This window comes from Pseudomonas syringae (assembly GCF_001698815.1).
In the GTDB taxonomy this organism is placed as follows: Bacteria; Pseudomonadota; Gammaproteobacteria; order Pseudomonadales; family Pseudomonadaceae; genus Aquipseudomonas; species Aquipseudomonas syringae_A.
This window is the reverse complement of sequence record NZ_LGSI01000051.1, coordinates 165931-182118: the sequence shown is the minus strand read 5'-3', so window position 1 is coordinate 182118 and position 16188 is coordinate 165931. Positions and strand designations below refer to the sequence as shown.

The window sequence follows — 16188 nt, the reverse complement described above, 5'->3', positions numbered from 1 at the left end:
ACGGCTCAGTTCCTGAGGCCGAAGCCATGGGCCGTTTCACCTGCCCGGCCGATGGGACCATAAGACTCGCCCTTCCAGACACTCTCATCAGCAAGCGACTGGGCTCTACCATCGTCAGGCCAGAATGACACTCGCTGGTAACCATCTGTAGTGGAGGTCCACACCCTTCGGTCCCATGCTCCACCACTTCCTTCAAAATAAGTAAGATTCAACTTTCCGCCACTCAGGGTCCGCATCGTTCTCCATTCGTCCAGGGTAGGAATTCGCAACCCGTTTTGCCTGGCGTCCTTGTTGCACGCCTCATAGGTATGGAAGCCTACGGGTATCTTCTCAAGTGCATGGACACCGGTAACGATAACCCGGTACGTCACCGTCGCCCCATCCTGATCCGTCACCATAATAATCGCGACGCCATTACGCAGGGCGCTGACTTTCCCCGAACCGGCATCAACCCGAGCAACCACAGGGTTACTGGACGAATAGCGATATGGAGGGCGGCCACCCGTCGCAGTGCGAATCGCAGTCGATTTGCTGGTGGGGTTGGCACGATACGCGTCATCAATCAGCGCGAAATACCCGCCCAGATTGAGATCATGTGAAGCGATACTCAGCGTAGTCCCAGACTGGGCACCCGGTTGCCTGATCTCGACTTCATACGCTGGAAACAGGCGAGCTTCAGTTTCATCGACGTCTCCATCCCATGCCACTTTGAACACGACCTTCAGACGGCTGCCATTCTTGAGCCGAGCAAACTCACTTTTGGCACTGGTGAAGCTGAGGCTACGCTGGACCTCAGCATCACTTAAGCCAGTTGCATGTGCGATGGTTACGACCAAAGGGGTACCGTCAGCGGCAACCCCTTCGAGCCTCAGCCAGACCCTTTGTCCTGGAGCGATATGCGGCCAACGCTCAATCACGACGTTGATCGGGTCAGCGGCAGTGGAAAGATCCAGCACGCTGTTAGGTGCCTGAGTAATTCGCGGCACAGTCAACTCTTCGTCGTAAAAACCAAGTTCGAGGATTAACCGGCTGGGTGAGTAGATAACTGTGGATTGCGAAGCTCGAATGACTTCATATGACACCAGAACGCGGTAGTCCACAGAGTAAGCGACCGCACTGGCCGGGACCTTGACCGAAAGCGGGCCAACCTTGCTGACTGTCACAGGAATACTGACGGTTCCGGGCCCTGGCCCGCCATCCCAGGTAACCTTGATCTGATCCCCGATCGCCATCGCCGGGTATGCAGGTACTTCGACCGTCGCGCCATCCAGCGCCTGCATCGGGTCGAGCTCGTCATCCTCGTTCGCTTCAATGACTCTGGGCGGCAATAGTTGATCGCCAGTGAGCGGCCCTACTCTGATATTCGTGTATGACGATTCCAGATAAGTGGGCTCGAGATCTCCCGGACGCTTGATGACGTAATAGATCGATGCACGTTTATTGACGGAGCTGTCCACCAAACTGGCCGGGGCGGTAAAAGTCAGATCCGAGTCGACGTTTTCCGCTGTCACAACCTGCGTACCGATTAGCTGACTGTCCTGCTCCCCCTCAATCCGCCAGTAGACACTGACTTCATCGCCTACCTGAGTAGCGGCGAACGGCACAACAAGCGTTGCATCCTTGACCGGAGTTGTATCCAGAACCCCGTCCGCAGCTTCCTTGACCTCTATCAGTCCAAGTCCTCCGGACTGAGTAAATGCCTGTTGCTCCTCGGCGGTACCCACGAAAAAATTCAGATCTGGTGATCGCAGGGTGACCGTTCGCCCGTTAATGAGACGAGTAATGGTGTAATAGACTTTAACCAACCGCCTTCTATTTGGACTGATAACATTTTCATATACGTCAAATTTCAGATCGCCATTGACGTTACGCGCAGTCACCGGCAACCGATCTCGCAGACTTCCGACTTCTCCCGCACCCACCCAATAAAAATTGACCATGTCGCCCACTAACGTTGCTGCAGGAGGGATATGAACGAAAACTTTTTCTGTATAAGAGCCGGGCTCAAGGCGCCCCTCTTTGACCTCATTGATGAACGGCGGTGATGCAACCAGGCTAGGTCCCACACGCAGAGTGATAACTTTTGAGATATAGGCCTGCTCGGGTTGCCCTCGATAAACTACATAGTGGACCGTCATGACATCACCGGTAAGAGAAACAAGATCGGCTTGTTTCCACTGAAACTTCAATGGTCGATTTCTCAGATTGCTATCGCTGATAGGAATATCTTCAACCGGATTACCATTACGGTAAACTTCAACGATATCGCCAAGTGCCATTCCTGGATAATCAACTGTCACCGTAGCAAATCGATTGCCTTGGGTGCCACCAAGTTTTTCCGGGTCTAGCGAGTCGCCCACGGCCTCGACTACCTGAGGCGCTTCCAGGATGAGCCCATCGATGGATATTTCCAGTACAGGCGAATGCAGAATCTTCCCCGGCTCCTGTGAATTGGGCCCTTGGGTTACCTGATAGGAAAAAAAAGCTTTACTACCCGCCAGCGCTTTAACCTTATCGGAAGGCACTTGAAATTCAAATGCCCGCGCAGGGGATCGATTGGTAATTTTCAACGCCTGGGACCAGCTGACTTCTACACCCTTACTGTCAACCCCCCGCCATAACACATCAATTTCATCACCATCATTAAAGTTGTTGCGCTCAACAGGCGCGCCACGCTCATCTACACCCATAGTTGCAGCGGGCACCATCGCCGCCAGACTTCTGTCACCAAGCCTGCTCAGCCTGATTAAACTTTCACCACCCACAGAATTAACTTCCATTAGCTCTACGAGCAAACTCGGAGCATTTACTGCCACAGGAAACCCAGCCATTACATCCTCCTTGATTTGAAGCCAACCCTTGATACGACATCGGAAATAGCTACGAAATCTGATTTATCAACAAAACACTATTAATTACAGCCAGCGGAAAACTGTATAAATCTGTCACCAATAAAGTAGTCATCCAGACTGAAACTACCCGTTCAACGAGTTAAGAATACACCCGATAGATACCGCTGCATTACAACGTTGGAATATCCCTTCAACCGTTAATTTCGCCCGGCGATAAACCCCAATAGCGCTGAAATCCGAAACGTTCTCATGACGCAGACGGGCGAAAAAACGCACCACGCCCGAGGATTGGCGAGATCAACTTCGACAGGTAATTGAAACCACAACTGAAAAAGGCGCCCGAAGGCGCCTTTCCCGACTGCACTATCAATCAACTGCCGTTGCTTTCCAAAACCTGCTGCCCATTGATAGGGATGCGTTTGGCCTTGGCTTCTTCAGGAATCTGCCGCAGCAGGTCGATGGTCAGCAGGCCGTTGGCAAGCCCTGCATTGCGAACCTCGATGTGGTCGGCAAGACGGAAGGACAGTTTGAACGCACGCTCTGCGATGCCTTGATGCAGATAAGTCACGTTGTCCTTTTCCTGGTTCTGCGCACCGTTGTCACGTTTCCCGCCGGCAATGGTCAGCACGCCTTTCTCAACCTGCAAGTCGAGTTCTTCCTCCTGGAAGCCGGCCACCGCAATGACGATGCGGTATTTGTCTTCGGCCAGTTTTTCGACGTTGTAAGGTGGATAGCCGCTGGCGCTGTCGTTACGGGCAGCCGATTCAAACAGATCGTTGAAACGATCGAAGCCCACGGAACTGCGGAACAGTGGTGCCAAAGAAAATGCAGTAGTCATGATCATTCTCCTGTTATCAGCGAGTGGTAATCCGCGACCCGAATCCGGCATCGCGCAACCCCCAAACTAGGGTCGGCCATTCGCGTTTCAAGAGGCTATTTTCAGATTTTTTATGACCGTTCGTCGGCGTCAACACCGAGCAGCAAACCGATGCGCTGGCAGTCGGTTTCCCGGCGCAGGGCGTCGAATAACGTGGTCGCCTCGGGATAGCTTTTGGTCAGCAACGCCAGCCATTGCTTGAGACGTCCGGGCGCCTGGATCAGGGTCATTTTCTTCACGCAGTGCTGCCAGAACACCCGCAGCATCGGTTGCAGCTCGGCCCAGGTCATGGGGATCACTTCTTCGCCCGCCTGCGCTGCTGCGATTTGCCGGGCCAGATCCGGGCGCGCCACCAGCCCGCGACCGATCATGATGTCCCTGGCGCCGCAGATTTCCCGGCAACGCCGCCAGTCATCCACAGTCCAGATTTCGCCGTTGGCGACCACCGGAACCTTGACCACTTCCTGAATGCGCGCGATCCACTCCCAGTGCGCGGGCGGCTTGTAGCCGTCGACCTTGGTGCGGGCATGCACCACGATTTGCTCCGCCCCACCGTCGGCCAGCGCCCGCGCGCAATCCAGCGCGAGGTCGGTGCTGTCGAAGCCCAGACGCATCTTGGCCGTGACCGGGATATGTTTTGGCACGCCGCGGCGCACGTGTTCGAGGATGGTGTGGAGTAGTTCGGGCTCTTTGAGCAGCACCGCGCCGCCTCGGGAGCGATTCACGGTCTTGGCCGGGCAACCGAAATTGAGGTCCAGCACCGGCGCGCCGAGTTCACAGGCGAAGGCCGCGTTTTCCGCCAGGCAGACCGGATCGGAGCCCAGCAATTGCAGACGCAGGGGCGTACCGGCCTCCGTCTTCGCGCCGTTATGAAACTCGGATGCGTATTTGTAGAAGTAGTGAGCCGGCATCAACCGCTCGGATACCCGGATGAATTCAGTCACGCACCAGTCGATGCCACCGACCTTCGTCAGAGCATCGCGCAGGATGTCGTCGACCAACCCCTCCATGGGCGCCAGAGCAATTTGCATGGGTCACACTCGAAAAAAGTCCGGCAGTTTACGGCGCGGCGACCGGATTGGAAACCATCGCCGGACCGTAGCCCTCGATGAATTCTGCTGGCATGCGCTTGGGCTTGCCGCTGGACAGCTCGATGCAGACAAAGGTGGTCTGGGCGCGCAGCAAGGTCAGGCCGTCGCTGGGGCGACGCAGTTGAAAGCACCGGGTCATTTTCAGGCGACGATCCCAATCGACGATCCAGGTCGCCAATTGCAGCTCATCGTCTTCGTAGGCACTGGCCAGGTAGTCGATTTCATGGCGGACCACGGCCATGGCGCGGTCCAGTCGCCGGTATTCAGTGAGGTCCAGCCCCAATTGTTGCGAGTGGCGCCAGGCGCAGCGCTCCAGCCAGGTCACATACACCGCATTATTGGCATGACCCAGACCATCGATATCGTCGGCTGCCACGTTGAGGTCGATGACAAACGGTGTCGCCCTATCCCAGACCATGCTCACTCCCTATCAGGCTGCTATCGATGACGTTGTTAAGCCAGCCAGTGTAACCAAAGTCTCGGGAGTTTAACGCCAGGCCATCAGATCACAGCCGACTTGGCCGCGCGCAAGACCCGATCCGACAGCTCGCCTCCGCCCAGTGCGCGAGCCAATGTCAGGCCGCCAACCATCAGCGCCACATCTGCCAGGACTTTGTCAGCCTCTTCAGGGCTTGAAGACAGTTGCGCCACCATCATCTCCAGGTGTTCAGCCAGAACCTCCTGAAAGCTCTCAGGCAAGCGCGACATCTCACCCACTGTTGATGGCAACGGGCAGGCGTTGTCGCTGCCGTCCCGATGCTTGCGGGACAGGTAAAACGCTGCAAGCAATGCTCGGCGCTCGTGCCCCGGGAGTTGATCATCGATCTGCGCCACCGAAGATTGGCGCTGCTTGAGAAGATGACGGAACGCTTCGAGCATCAGCGCTTCCTTGCTGTCGAAATGCGCGTAGAAGCCGCCGACAGTCAGGCCCGCCGCGCCCATGATCTCGTTGACGCTGGGCTGGCCGGGACCACGACAGATAAGGGCCGCACTGGCCGCATCGAGGATGCGCTCACGGGTCTTGGTTTTTTTATCGTTCATATCGATCTCCAGGATTACGGAGGTAATATTATCCCCATAATCCTGAAGAGCAAGCGCAATGATGTTTCGCCGGTCAAACGGCTGAAGCTACGGCATAAGGAAGGAGTAACAAGACGAGGGGAAAAAGCAGCACAAAAACAAAAGGGCCATTCAATAATCGAATGACCCTTGGTCTCGCAGAGCGAGAAATCGTGGCGTCCCCTAGGGGACTCGAACCCCTGTTACCGCCGTGAAAGGGCGGTGTCCTAGGCCACTAGACGAAGGGGACACAAAACCTTCTGCATATGATCAAGCGGACTTGATCGATTCAAGGCCAGTGTGGCCGAACCTTGAACCTTACAAATTGGTGGAGCTTAGCGGGATCGAACCGCTGACCTCCTGCATGCCATGCAGGCGCTCTCCCAGCTGAGCTAAAGCCCCGGATTTTTCGCCTCGCGGCGGAGCAAACCTTGCGGCGTGCTTCTTGAAAATGGCGTCCCCTAGGGGACTCGAACCCCTGTTACCGCCGTGAAAGGGCGGTGTCCTAGGCCACTAGACGAAGGGGACAAAACCTTCAGCAGATGACCGGAGCTGGAACCGGTAACCGTACCTTGTTTCAAGGCAGTGAAGCTGCGCCTTGAAACTCTAAATTGGTGGAGCTTAGCGGGATCGAACCGCTGACCTCCTGCATGCCATGCAGGCGCTCTCCCAGCTGAGCTAAAGCCCCACGTTGTGGACGGGGCGCATGTTAAGCGTGAGGCGGGGAGCTGTCAAATTTATTTTCAACAAATTTCAATATTTTCTGTCGGCATTACAACCACTTACCATTCAGCCCCCGGAAAACCGGGGGACTGAAGGCCGAGGCGGACTCACACACGGCCCCAGGCGTCGGGAGATGCTCAGGCGATGGCGCCGAGCAGCTTTTCCCATTCCTTGTTTTCTTTCTTGGAAACGCCGCCCAGCAGGTCGATGGCTTGACGCAGACGGAAGCGTGTCAAGTCTGGACCGAGGATTTCCATCGCATCGGTGACCGACACCGAGTTGGCCTGCCCGGTGATTGCCGCGAACATCAGCGGCATGGCATCGCGCAGCTTGAGTTCCAGATGTTCCACCACCGCCTGGATGCTGGCGGTGATTGGCTCCTTCTCCCACTGACGCAGGGACTCCAGCTTCCAGAGGATCAATTGCATCACCTGACGTACCTGATCGCTGGACAGCTTCTTGTGCTCGAACAGCTTGGCATCCGGCGTGACGCCGCCGGCAAAGAAGAACCCGGCCAATGGCGCGATCTGGCTGAAGGTCTCTACCCTGCCCTGCACATGAGGCGCGATTTTCATCATGTAGGCCGGATTCAGCGCCCAGTTCTGTACGCGACTGGCGAACTCTTCAACCGGCAACTCGCGCAGCCATTGGCCGTTGAGCCACGACAGCTTCTCGATATCGAAGATCGGACCGCCCAGGGAAACCCGGGACAGGTCGAAATGCTCGACCATTTCCTGCAGCGAGAACTTCTCGCGCTCGTCCGGCATCGACCAGCCCATGCGCCCCAGGTAGTTGAGCATCGCTTCGGGCATGAAACCCATGCGCTCGTAGAACGTCACCGAGGTCGGGTTCTTGCGCTTGGACAGCTTGCTTTTGTCCGGGTTACGCAGCAGCGGCATGTAGCACAACTGAGGCTTTTCCCAGCCGAAATATTCGTAGAGCAGGATCAGTTTCGGTGCCGATGGCAGCCATTCTTCGCCACGCAATACATGGGTGATACCCATCAAATGGTCATCGACGACGTTAGCCAGGAAGTAGGTCGGCAGGCCGTCAGTCTTCATCAACACTTGCATGTCCATGCGATCCCACGGGATCTCGACTTCGCCACGCAGCATGTCCGGCACCACGCAGACACCTTCGCTTGGCACCTTCATGCGGATCACATGAGGTTCGCCAGCCGCCAGGCGACGGGCGACTTCTTCTTTCGAAAGCAGCAAGGCACGGCCGTCATAACGCGGGGTTTCGCCCTTGGCCATTTGCTCGGCGCGCATCTGATCCAGCTCTTCAGCGGTGCAGAAACACGGGAAGGCATGACCCAGCTCAACCAGCTGTTTGGCGTACTTCTGGTAAATCTCGCCACGTTCGCTCTGCCGATACGGACCATGGGGACCGCCCACGTCCGGACCTTCGCTCCACTCGATACCCAACCAGCGCAAGGCATCGAAAATCTGCTGTTCGGACTCGCGGGTCGAACGCAGCTGATCGGTATCTTCAATACGCAGGATGAATTCGCCGCCGTGCTGCTTGGCGAAGCAGTAGTTGAAAAGCGCGATGTAGGCCGTGCCAACGTGAGGGTCGCCGGTAGGCGATGGCGCGATGCGGGTACGAACGGTGGTCATGGAAAATCCCGAATAGGTCAATCAAGCGGCGAATGTTAACAGGCGCGGGGGTGGCGCGGCACGCAAACCTTGTGGGAGCGAGCTTGCTCGCGAAGTGGCCAGTACATCCAGAATATCTTCGTAGCCAGACATATTGCCTTCGCAAGCAAGCTTGCTCCCACGGGTATTCAGACCACCAACAACCGCTCGCGCAATTTGCCGATCTCGTCGCGCATCTGCGCTGCCGCTTCGAACTCCAGGTCGCGGGCCAGTTGGTACATTTTTTCTTCCAGCTGACGAATGCGCTTGGTGATTTCGCTGGGTGAGCGCAGCTCGTTTTCGTATTTGGCATTCTCTTCGGCGGCCTTGGCCATGCCTTTGCGCTTCTTGCTGCGCGAACCCGGCACGGTGGCGCCTTCCATGATGTCGGCGACATCCTTGAATACGCCTTTGGGCGTAATGCCATGCTCAAGGTTATAGGCAATCTGCTTGTCGCGACGGCGCTCGGTTTCGCCGATAGCACGCTCCATGGAGCCGGTAATCCGGTCGGCATACAAGATCGCCCGGCCATTGAGGTTACGCGCGGCACGGCCAATGGTCTGGATCAGCGAACGCTCGGAACGCAGGAAGCCTTCCTTGTCGGCATCGAGAATCGCCACCAGGGAAACTTCCGGCATGTCCAGACCTTCACGCAGCAGGTTGATCCCCACCAAAACGTCGAAGGTGCCGAGACGTAAATCCCGGATGATCTCGACCCGTTCCACCGTGTCGATGTCCGAGTGCAGGTAACGCACCCGCACGCCGTGGTCAGCCAGGTAATCAGTCAAATCCTCGGACATACGCTTGGTCAACGTGGTCACCAGCACCCGCTCTTCCAGCGCCACACGTTTGCCGATCTCGGACAGCAAGTCATCGACCTGAGTCAGCGCCGGACGAATTTCGATTTGCGGGTCGACCAGCCCGGTCGGGCGTACCAATTGCTCAATGACCCGGCCGGCGTGCTCGGCTTCGTAATTGCCCGGCGTTGCCGAGACGAAAATGGTCTGCGGGCTGACCGCTTCCCACTCGTCGAAACGCATCGGCCGGTTATCCAGCGCTGACGGCAGACGGAAACCGTATTCCACCAGCGTCTCCTTACGCGAGCGGTCGCCTTTATACATTGCACCAACCTGCGGCACGCTGACGTGGGATTCGTCGATCACCAGCAAGGCATCGGCTGGCAGATAATCGTAAAGCGTCGGCGGCGGCGCGCCGGATGGGCGACCCGACAGATAGCGCGAGTAGTTTTCGATCCCGTTGCAGTAACCCAGTTCGAGGATCATTTCCAGATCGAAGCGCGTGCGTTGCTCCAGGCGCTGGGCTTCCACCAGCTTGTTGTTATTGCGCAGGTATTCCAGGCGCTCCTGCAACTCGACCTTGATGCCCTCCATCGCTTCGACCAGGGTTTCCCGAGGCGTTACGTAGTGGCTTTTCGGATAGAAGGTGAAGCGCGGCAGCTTGCGGATTACCTCGCCGGTCAGTGGATCGAACGCCGACAGACTTTCCACTTCGTCGTCGAACAGTTCGATGCGGATCGCTTCCAGATCCGACTCGGCCGGGTAAATATCGATCACATCGCCGCGCACCCGGAAGGTCGCGCGGGCGAAATCCATGTCATTACGGGTGTACTGCAAGTCCGCCAGACGCCGCAGCAACGCGCGCTGGTCGAGCTTGTCGCCACGGTCCACGTGCAACACCATGCGCAGATAGGTTTCCGGGCTGCCCAGGCCATAAATGCAGGAAACCGTGGTGACGATGATGGCGTCCTTGCGCTCCAGCAACGCTTTGGTCGCCGACAGCCGCATCTGCTCAATGTGGTCGTTGATCGAGGCGTCCTTCTCAATGAAGGTGTCCGACGACGGTACATAGGCTTCGGGCTGGTAGTAATCGTAATAAGAGACGAAGTACTCAACGGCGTTGTTGGGAAAAAACGCCTTGAACTCGCCATACAACTGCGCGGCCAGGGTCTTGTTCGGCGCCAGCACCAACGTCGGGCGCTGCACCTGAGCAATCACATTGGCGATACTGAACGTCTTGCCCGAACCGGTCACACCCAGCAACGTCTGGTGCGCCAGCCCGGCTTCGATCCCTTCGACCATCAAGCGGATGGCTTCCGGCTGATCGCCAGCAGGCTCAAAACGGGTGACGAGCTGAAACTCGGACATAACGTACCTCTGTGTGCGTTTTCGCCAGAGTGCGCGCAAAAACGAAAGAACCGCCAACGCCTGCTCCGTTTAAGGATCAGTCGTACAAAAAATGGTGTGATGGGACTACAAATGGAGTCTCCATTGCCGCCTTTCAAGCCGTGCCGCCGACATGCATTAAAGGATGTCGGCTGCAATGTGACTGACGGCGCGAAAATAACCGTAAAAACCTTGAAAAAACGCCGTCGCAGCTGTCGCCCCGGCCAGCGATGGCCTCTATACTAGCTCCCCGTTTGTGCACCGCTCTGGCGCATTCGGGTTAGAGCGGCATTCCCTCACTCCCCACTCAGAGCCGCCGCAAAAATGAGCCTGTTCTCCGCTGTCGAAATGGCACCACGCGATCCAATCCTGGGCCTCAACGAAGCATTCAACGCCGATACCCGCACCACCAAAGTCAATCTTGGCGTGGGCGTTTATTGCAACGAGGAAGGACGCATTCCCCTTCTACGCGCTGTTGCCGAAGCCGAGAAGATTCGCGTGGCTCAACACGCTCCCCGCGGTTACCTGCCGATTGACGGCATCGCCGCCTACGATCTGGCCGTACAAAAACTGCTGTTCGGCGCAGACTCGCCACTGATCGCGTCCGGTCGCGTCTTGACGACCCAGGCGGTCGGCGGTACCGGCGCACTGAAAATCGGTGCGGACTTCCTCAAGCAACTGCTGCCCGATGCCGTCGTGGCGATCAGCGACCCAAGCTGGGAAAACCATCGCGCCCTGTTCGAGACCGCCGGTTTCCCTGTTCAAAACTATCGTTACTATGATGCGACCAGCCACGACGTGAACCGTTCCGGCATGCTCGAAGACCTTGAGAACCTGCCGTCCGGTTCCATCGTCGTATTGCACGCCTGCTGCCATAACCCGACCGGCGTCGACCTGACCCTTGAAGACTGGAAAAAAGTCCTCGAAGTGGTCAAGGCCAAGGGCCACGTACCTTTCCTCGACATGGCCTATCAAGGCTTTGGCGACGGTATCGACGAAGACGCCATTGCCGTGCGCCTGTTCGCCGAGTCGGGCCTGACCTTCTTTGCCTCCAGCTCGTTCTCCAAATCCTTCTCGCTGTACGGCGAACGCGTCGGCGCGCTGTCGATCATTACCGAGTCAAAAGAAGAAACGGCCCGTGTGCTGTCGCAGGTCAAGCGTGTGATCCGCACCAACTATTCCAACCCGCCGACCCATGGCGCAATCATCGTCGCCGCCGTGCTCAACAGCCCGGAACTGCGCGCGATGTGGGAAGAAGAACTGGCCGAGATGCGCCTGCGGATTCGCGGCATGCGTGTGGCGATGGTCGAGCGTCTGGCGAACAATCCGGCTGGTCAGGATTTCAGCTTCGTCGGTCGCCAGAGCGGCATGTTCTCCTACTCCGGGCTGACCACCGAGCAAGTGCACCGCCTGCGTAACGAGTTCGGCATCTACGCCCTGGACACCGGCCGTATCTGCGTGGCTGCGCTGAACCAGAACAACATCGACACGGTGTGCAAGGCGATTATTCAGGTGATCTGAAGGCATTAGTGCCGTCCGTCACGATCCGTAGGACCGGCTTCAGCCGGGAGAGCGCTCTCCCGGCTGAAGCCGGTCCTACGGATTGCTGGCTCCTTGAAGAGAATTGTTTCTACCCCTTCTTCCGATACGCCATCGAATCATCGATCCGCTTGAGGATGTAATCCCCCGCTGCCACCGGCGGATACAGACTGCTCGCCGGATCAATCCCCAGATCACAAGGATCAACCACCGCGCTGTACGTCGGATCGTAAAAGGTTGCGATGGAATATCGCTCATGCCCGGATTTGTTGATCACCCGATGCAAGGTCGAGCGGAACCGGTTGTTCGACCAATGCGCCAGCAGATCACCGACGTTGACGACCAGACTGCCAGCGATTGGCGTTGCGTCGATCCAGTTGTTGGAGCCCAGCTCACGCACCTGCAAACCGCCGCTGTCGTCCTGATACAGCAAGGTGATGCAGCCGTAATCCGTATGCGGCGCGACACCGAATTGATCGGCTTCAGCCATGGGCGGATGCGGCGGGTAATAGACCATCTGTGTGCGTTGCAGCCGCTTGCTGTATTTGCCGACGAAAAAATCCTGTTCGATCCCCAGCCCGGCTGCCACGGACTTGAGCAGATCCGCGCCCGCCACACCGATGTGCGCGTAATAGTCGTCCAGCGCGCCACGCAACTCGGGCATGAACTCCGGCCATTGGTTCGGCCCGCGCAAGGCTTCACCGGCCAGCACACACGGATCGTCTTCCGGCAGCTCCAGGCCGATGCTGAAAAATTCCTTGTGATCAGGCTTGGTCGCTTCGTACATCAGCGCCCCGCCCAGCGCGTGCCAGCCGCGATGGCGTTTATTGACTGCGACCTGGCGCTTGACCTCGGCCGGATAAGCGAAAAAGCTCCGCGCAGCAGCCATGGCGCGATCAATAACCGCCTGAGGCACGCCATGATTGATGATGTAAAAAAATCCAGTCTCGCTGCACGCCTTGCGAATCGCGTCGCCGACGCGCTGAATGCTGGCAGGGTCGCCCTCGTGAACTCCGGTCATGTCGATCAAGGGCAGATTGGTATCGGTCATGCTGACTCCTGAAGAAACGGCAGGCGGTATATACAGGTGCAAGCATTTCCTGTGCCGGTCGACCAGACACTGGGTCGATGACTCAACCAACCTCCATATCGCGCCGATTTGCTGTTGGCCGCCTGACGAGTTGCCGAGTTCAGGCAGCGTTTCCAAGCGCCCCAACACTGGGCACGAGGATCACAAGTGGTGCAACTTTCGGTGACAGGTTCCAGGCATGCACAAACAGGCACGGTCGCCCGACCCGCGAATTCCGGGACAAGGTTGAACTGGCCCGGCTTTTGCGTTACCTGTATATACAGGATGATATGACTTAAAATGGTCAGTCGAAGTCAGCTCGAATTCGCCAGCATCCACCCGAATAACCAAAGCAGGAACAACGCCATGCCAGCTTCTCTTCTTCTCAAGCCCGGACAATTCGACCTCGATCAGCTGCGTGCGATCTATCAGCAGCAGGCGCCGTTTGAACTGGACCCTGATGCCCGGGAAGTGGTCGATGCCAGCACCCGTACGGTCAACGAGATCATCGCCAACAACCGCACGGTCTACGGCATCAACACCGGTTTCGGCCTGCTGGCCCGCACTTCGATCCCCACCGAATCCCTGGCCAAACTGCAGCGCAATCTGCTGCTGTCGCACTGCACCGGCACCGGCCCGCTGCTGGATGACGCCAGCGTCGCGCTGATCATGGCGCTCAAGGTTGGCTCGCTGGCCCGTGGCTTTTCCGGGATTCGCTGGGAAGTGATCCAGGCCATCAGCGCGCTGTACGCCGCCAAAGTTTATCCGTGCATTCCGTCCCAGGGTTCGGTGGGCGCGTCCGGCGATCTGGCACCGCTTGCGCACATGTCTGCGGTGCTGATCGGCGTCGGTCGCGTGCGTCATCAAGGCCGTGAAATGGACGCCGTGGAAGGTCTGGCGCTGGCCGGACTGGAACCGATGGTCCTCGGTCCGAAAGAAGGCCTGGCGCTGATCAACGGCACCCAAGTGTCGACCGCTTTGGCACTGCGCGGCCTGTTCGCCACCGAGAAACTGTTCACCGCCGCCGTGGTTGCCGGCAGCCTCAGTGTTGAAGCCCTCAAAGGCTCGGACGTGCCGTTTGACGCGCGTATCCAGGCGGTTCGCGGGCAACCGGGGCAAATCGACGTCGCTGTGCTGTATCGCGAATTGCTGGCGAAAAGTGAAATCCGCGACTCGCACATTGATTGCGGCCGCGTGCAGGACCCTTATTCCCTGCGATGCCAGCCACAAGTGATGGGCGCTTGCCTGGATCACATGCGCTTCGCTGCCAGCGTGTTCCTGCGCGAAGCCAACGCCGTGTCGGACAACCCGCTGGTATTCAGCGCCGATGGCGACGTACTTTCTGGCGGTAACTTCCATGCTGAACCGGTGGCCATGGCTTCCGACGTGCTGGCTCTGGCAATTTCCGAAATCGGCGCCCTGTCCGAGCGCCGCATCGCCCAGTTGGTGGACCCGGCCCTGTCCGGCCTGCCAGCGTTCCTGGTCAAGGAAGGCGGCTTGAACTCCGGCTTCATGATTGCCCAGGTAACCGCCGCGGCACTGGCCTCGGAAAACAAGACCCTGGCGCACCCGGCCTCGGTGGACAGCCTGCCGACCTCCGCCAACCAGGAAGACCATGTGTCCATGGCGACCTTTGCGGCACGCCGTTTGCTGGATATGGCCGGGAACAGCAGCGCGGTGGTGGGCATCGAGCTGCTCGGCGCGGCGCAAGGCGTCGACTTGCATGCGCCGCTGCACACCTCGGAAAAGCTCAGCGAAGTGCTGGCCATGATCCGCAGTGAAGTTGCTCACTACGATGAAGATCGCTACTTCGCCCCGGACATCGCCGCCGCGCGTGCCTGGGTCGAAAACGGTGCATTCACGCGCTGGTTGCCGTTCCAACGCCTGTACGGCTGATGCCTGACGGTCGGCGGACATGAAGTCCGCCGACTGCGCATTTCCTGTCCAGGTCCCTTTTTACTGTTCAAGGATTTGCATGCGCCGCTATCACACTGGCTCCGATTTCCGTCGCGCCCACAGCATCGCCGAACTCGCCGCCATGGCCCGACGCCGTTTGCCGCACTTCGCCTGGGAATACCTGGAAGGCGGAGCGGAAGAAGAACTCACCCTCAAGCGCAACCGTCAGGCATTTGGCGACATAGCCTTGCTGCCCAAAACCCTCGTGCCGTGCAGCGACGTCAATACCCGGCGCTCGATCTTCGGCCGTGAGCTGCCGCTGCCCATCGCCATCGGCCCAACCGGTTACAACGGCATGCTGCATCGCGATGCCGACATTCATCTGGCCCGCGCCGCTACCGAACGCGGCCTGCCCTTCACCTTGAGCACGGTGTCTACCAGTTCCATGGAACAGGTGGTGGCCGCAGTGCCTGACGCCAATTTCTGGCTGCAGCTGTATTGCCTGAAAGATCCGCATATCCAGGAAGACATGCTCCAGCGCGCCAGCGCAGTCGGCTGCCAGACGCTGCTGCTGACAAGCGATGCAGTGCTGCTGGGCAATCGCGAGTGGGACCGGCGCAATTTCGCCCGCCCCCGGCAGCTGAGCCTGCGCAACAAGTTCGACGTGCTGCGTCATCCCCGCTGGTTGCATCAGGCGCTTTGGCCGCAGGGCATGCCGAGTCTGGCGAATATCGAACGTTATCTGCCGCCGGAGCAGCGCAACGCCAGCGGCGGCGCGCACTTCATGGGTGCGCAAATGGACATGGGCCTGGATTGGGAATACCTGGCGCGCCTGCGTGATCGCTGGCCGCAACGTCTGCTGCTCAAAGGCGTAATGCACCCCGGCGATGCGGAAAAGGCCGTGGCGCTGGGTCTGGATGGCATCGTCGTAACTAATCATGGCGGACGCCAGCTGGATGGCGTACCAGCCAGTATCGATTGCCTGCCCGCCATCGCCGCGGTGGCCAAAGGCAAGTTGACGCTGCTGCTGGACAGCGGCATCCGGCGTGGCACCGACATTCTCAAGGCCTGCGCCCTGGGTGCCGATGCGGTGCTGCTGGGCCGGGCGACTTTGTATGGCGTCGCGGTAGGCGGTCAGGCTGGCGCGGGGCATGCGCTTGACCTGCTCGCCGAGGAGCTGCGCCTGGCGCTGTTTCTGCTGGGCCAACCCGATCTGGCCGCACTGCGTGCCGAGTTTTCCCCTTCCTGTACGGTGAGCTGAC

At 58.4% G+C, this 16188-nt stretch carries 11 protein-coding genes and 4 tRNA genes; 3 read left to right on the top strand and 12 right to left on the bottom strand.

Features of this window, described 5'->3' with window-relative positions; all coding sequences use genetic code 11:
* Positions 1-5: 5 nt before the first annotated feature.
* From AFK24_RS18070 to uvrB, 11 genes are all read right to left on the bottom strand, one after another.
* Complete coding sequence (locus tag AFK24_RS18070) at positions 6-2831, bottom strand: Ig-like domain-containing protein (protein WP_065834518.1); 2826 nt, start codon at positions 2829-2831, stop codon at positions 6-8.
* Between the two features lie 391 nt (positions 2832-3222).
* Entirely contained in the window at positions 3223-3690 is a 468-nt protein-coding gene (locus AFK24_RS18065; RefSeq protein ID WP_065834517.1) for an Hsp20 family protein, read from the bottom strand.
* A 110-nt stretch (positions 3691-3800) separates the two neighbouring features.
* Positions 3801-4760 (bottom strand): tRNA dihydrouridine synthase, encoded by a 960-nt coding sequence (locus tag AFK24_RS18060; RefSeq protein WP_065834516.1) that lies wholly within the window; start codon positions 4758-4760, stop codon positions 3801-3803.
* Positions 4761-4788: 28 nt separating this feature from the next.
* Positions 4789-5238: an acyl-CoA thioesterase gene (locus tag AFK24_RS18055; RefSeq protein WP_065834515.1), complete on the bottom strand. Its 450-nt coding sequence runs from the start codon at positions 5236-5238 to the stop codon at positions 4789-4791.
* An 83-nt stretch (positions 5239-5321) separates the two neighbouring features.
* The gene (locus AFK24_RS18050; RefSeq protein WP_065834514.1) at positions 5322-5861 is read right to left on the bottom strand and encodes a TetR/AcrR family transcriptional regulator; all 540 of its coding nucleotides are present in this window, start codon (positions 5859-5861) and stop codon (positions 5322-5324) included.
* Between the two features lie 192 nt (positions 5862-6053).
* Positions 6054-6129 (bottom strand) — tRNA-Glu (locus AFK24_RS18045).
* A gap of 76 nt (positions 6130-6205) precedes the next feature.
* Positions 6206-6281 (bottom strand) — tRNA-Ala (locus AFK24_RS18040).
* A 50-nt stretch (positions 6282-6331) separates the two neighbouring features.
* Positions 6332-6407 (bottom strand) — tRNA-Glu (locus AFK24_RS18035).
* Between the two features lie 84 nt (positions 6408-6491).
* Positions 6492-6567 (bottom strand) — tRNA-Ala (locus tag AFK24_RS18030).
* Between the two features lie 172 nt (positions 6568-6739).
* On the bottom strand, positions 6740-8221 hold the full coding sequence (gene gltX, locus AFK24_RS18025; RefSeq protein ID WP_065834513.1) for a glutamate--tRNA ligase: 1482 nt from the start codon (positions 8219-8221) through the stop codon (positions 6740-6742).
* 167 nt (positions 8222-8388) lie between these two features.
* On the bottom strand, positions 8389-10404 hold the full coding sequence (gene uvrB / locus AFK24_RS18020; protein WP_065834512.1) for an excinuclease ABC subunit UvrB: 2016 nt from the start codon (positions 10402-10404) through the stop codon (positions 8389-8391).
* Positions 10405-10746: 342 nt separating this feature from the next.
* On the opposite strand from uvrB, the gene AFK24_RS18015 reads away from it, so the two are divergent.
* Positions 10747-11943 (top strand): amino acid aminotransferase, encoded by a 1197-nt coding sequence (locus AFK24_RS18015; RefSeq protein WP_065834511.1) that lies wholly within the window; start codon positions 10747-10749, stop codon positions 11941-11943.
* Between the two features lie 109 nt (positions 11944-12052).
* Here the strand turns inward: AFK24_RS18015 and AFK24_RS18010 are convergent, their stop codons facing one another.
* The gene (locus tag AFK24_RS18010; RefSeq protein ID WP_065834510.1) at positions 12053-13012 is read right to left on the bottom strand and encodes an isopenicillin N synthase family dioxygenase; all 960 of its coding nucleotides are present in this window, start codon (positions 13010-13012) and stop codon (positions 12053-12055) included.
* Positions 13013-13396: 384 nt separating this feature from the next.
* Between AFK24_RS18010 and hutH the strand changes: the two genes are divergently transcribed.
* Together hutH and AFK24_RS30830 are read left to right on the top strand one after the other, a co-directional pair.
* Positions 13397-14926 carry a histidine ammonia-lyase gene (gene hutH / locus AFK24_RS18005; protein WP_065834606.1) on the top strand — a complete coding sequence of 510 codons (1530 nt, stop codon included), beginning with the start codon at positions 13397-13399 and terminating at the stop codon, positions 14924-14926.
* A 79-nt stretch (positions 14927-15005) separates the two neighbouring features.
* Positions 15006-16187, top strand: a complete 1182-nt coding sequence (locus AFK24_RS30830; RefSeq protein ID WP_065834509.1) for an alpha-hydroxy acid oxidase — start codon at positions 15006-15008, stop codon at positions 16185-16187.
* Position 16188 lies beyond the last annotated feature (1 nt).

Bases quoted from the DNA above. Each gene is read 5' to 3' on its own strand.
- AFK24_RS18070 (WP_065834518.1), bottom strand. From the start codon at position 2,831: ATGGCTGGGTTTCCTGTGGCAGTAAATGCTCCGAGTTTGCTCGTAGAG.
- AFK24_RS18065 (WP_065834517.1), bottom strand. From the start codon at position 3,690: ATGACTACTGCATTTTCTTTGGCACCACTGTTCCGCAGTTCCGTGGGC.
- AFK24_RS18060 (WP_065834516.1), bottom strand. From the start codon at position 4,760: ATGCAAATTGCTCTGGCGCCCATGGAGGGGTTGGTCGACGACATCCTG.
- AFK24_RS18055 (WP_065834515.1), bottom strand. From the start codon at position 5,238: ATGGTCTGGGATAGGGCGACACCGTTTGTCATCGACCTCAACGTGGCA.
- AFK24_RS18050 (WP_065834514.1), bottom strand. From the start codon at position 5,861: ATGAACGATAAAAAAACCAAGACCCGTGAGCGCATCCTCGATGCGGCC.
- gltX (WP_065834513.1), bottom strand. From the start codon at position 8,221: ATGACCACCGTTCGTACCCGCATCGCGCCATCGCCTACCGGCGACCCT.
- uvrB (WP_065834512.1), bottom strand. From the start codon at position 10,404: ATGTCCGAGTTTCAGCTCGTCACCCGTTTTGAGCCTGCTGGCGATCAG.
- AFK24_RS18015 (WP_065834511.1), top strand. From the start codon at position 10,747: ATGAGCCTGTTCTCCGCTGTCGAAATGGCACCACGCGATCCAATCCTG.
- AFK24_RS18010 (WP_065834510.1), bottom strand. From the start codon at position 13,012: ATGACCGATACCAATCTGCCCTTGATCGACATGACCGGAGTTCACGAG.
- hutH (WP_065834606.1), top strand. From the start codon at position 13,397: ATGCCAGCTTCTCTTCTTCTCAAGCCCGGACAATTCGACCTCGATCAG.
- AFK24_RS30830 (WP_065834509.1), top strand. From the start codon at position 15,006: ATGCGCCGCTATCACACTGGCTCCGATTTCCGTCGCGCCCACAGCATC.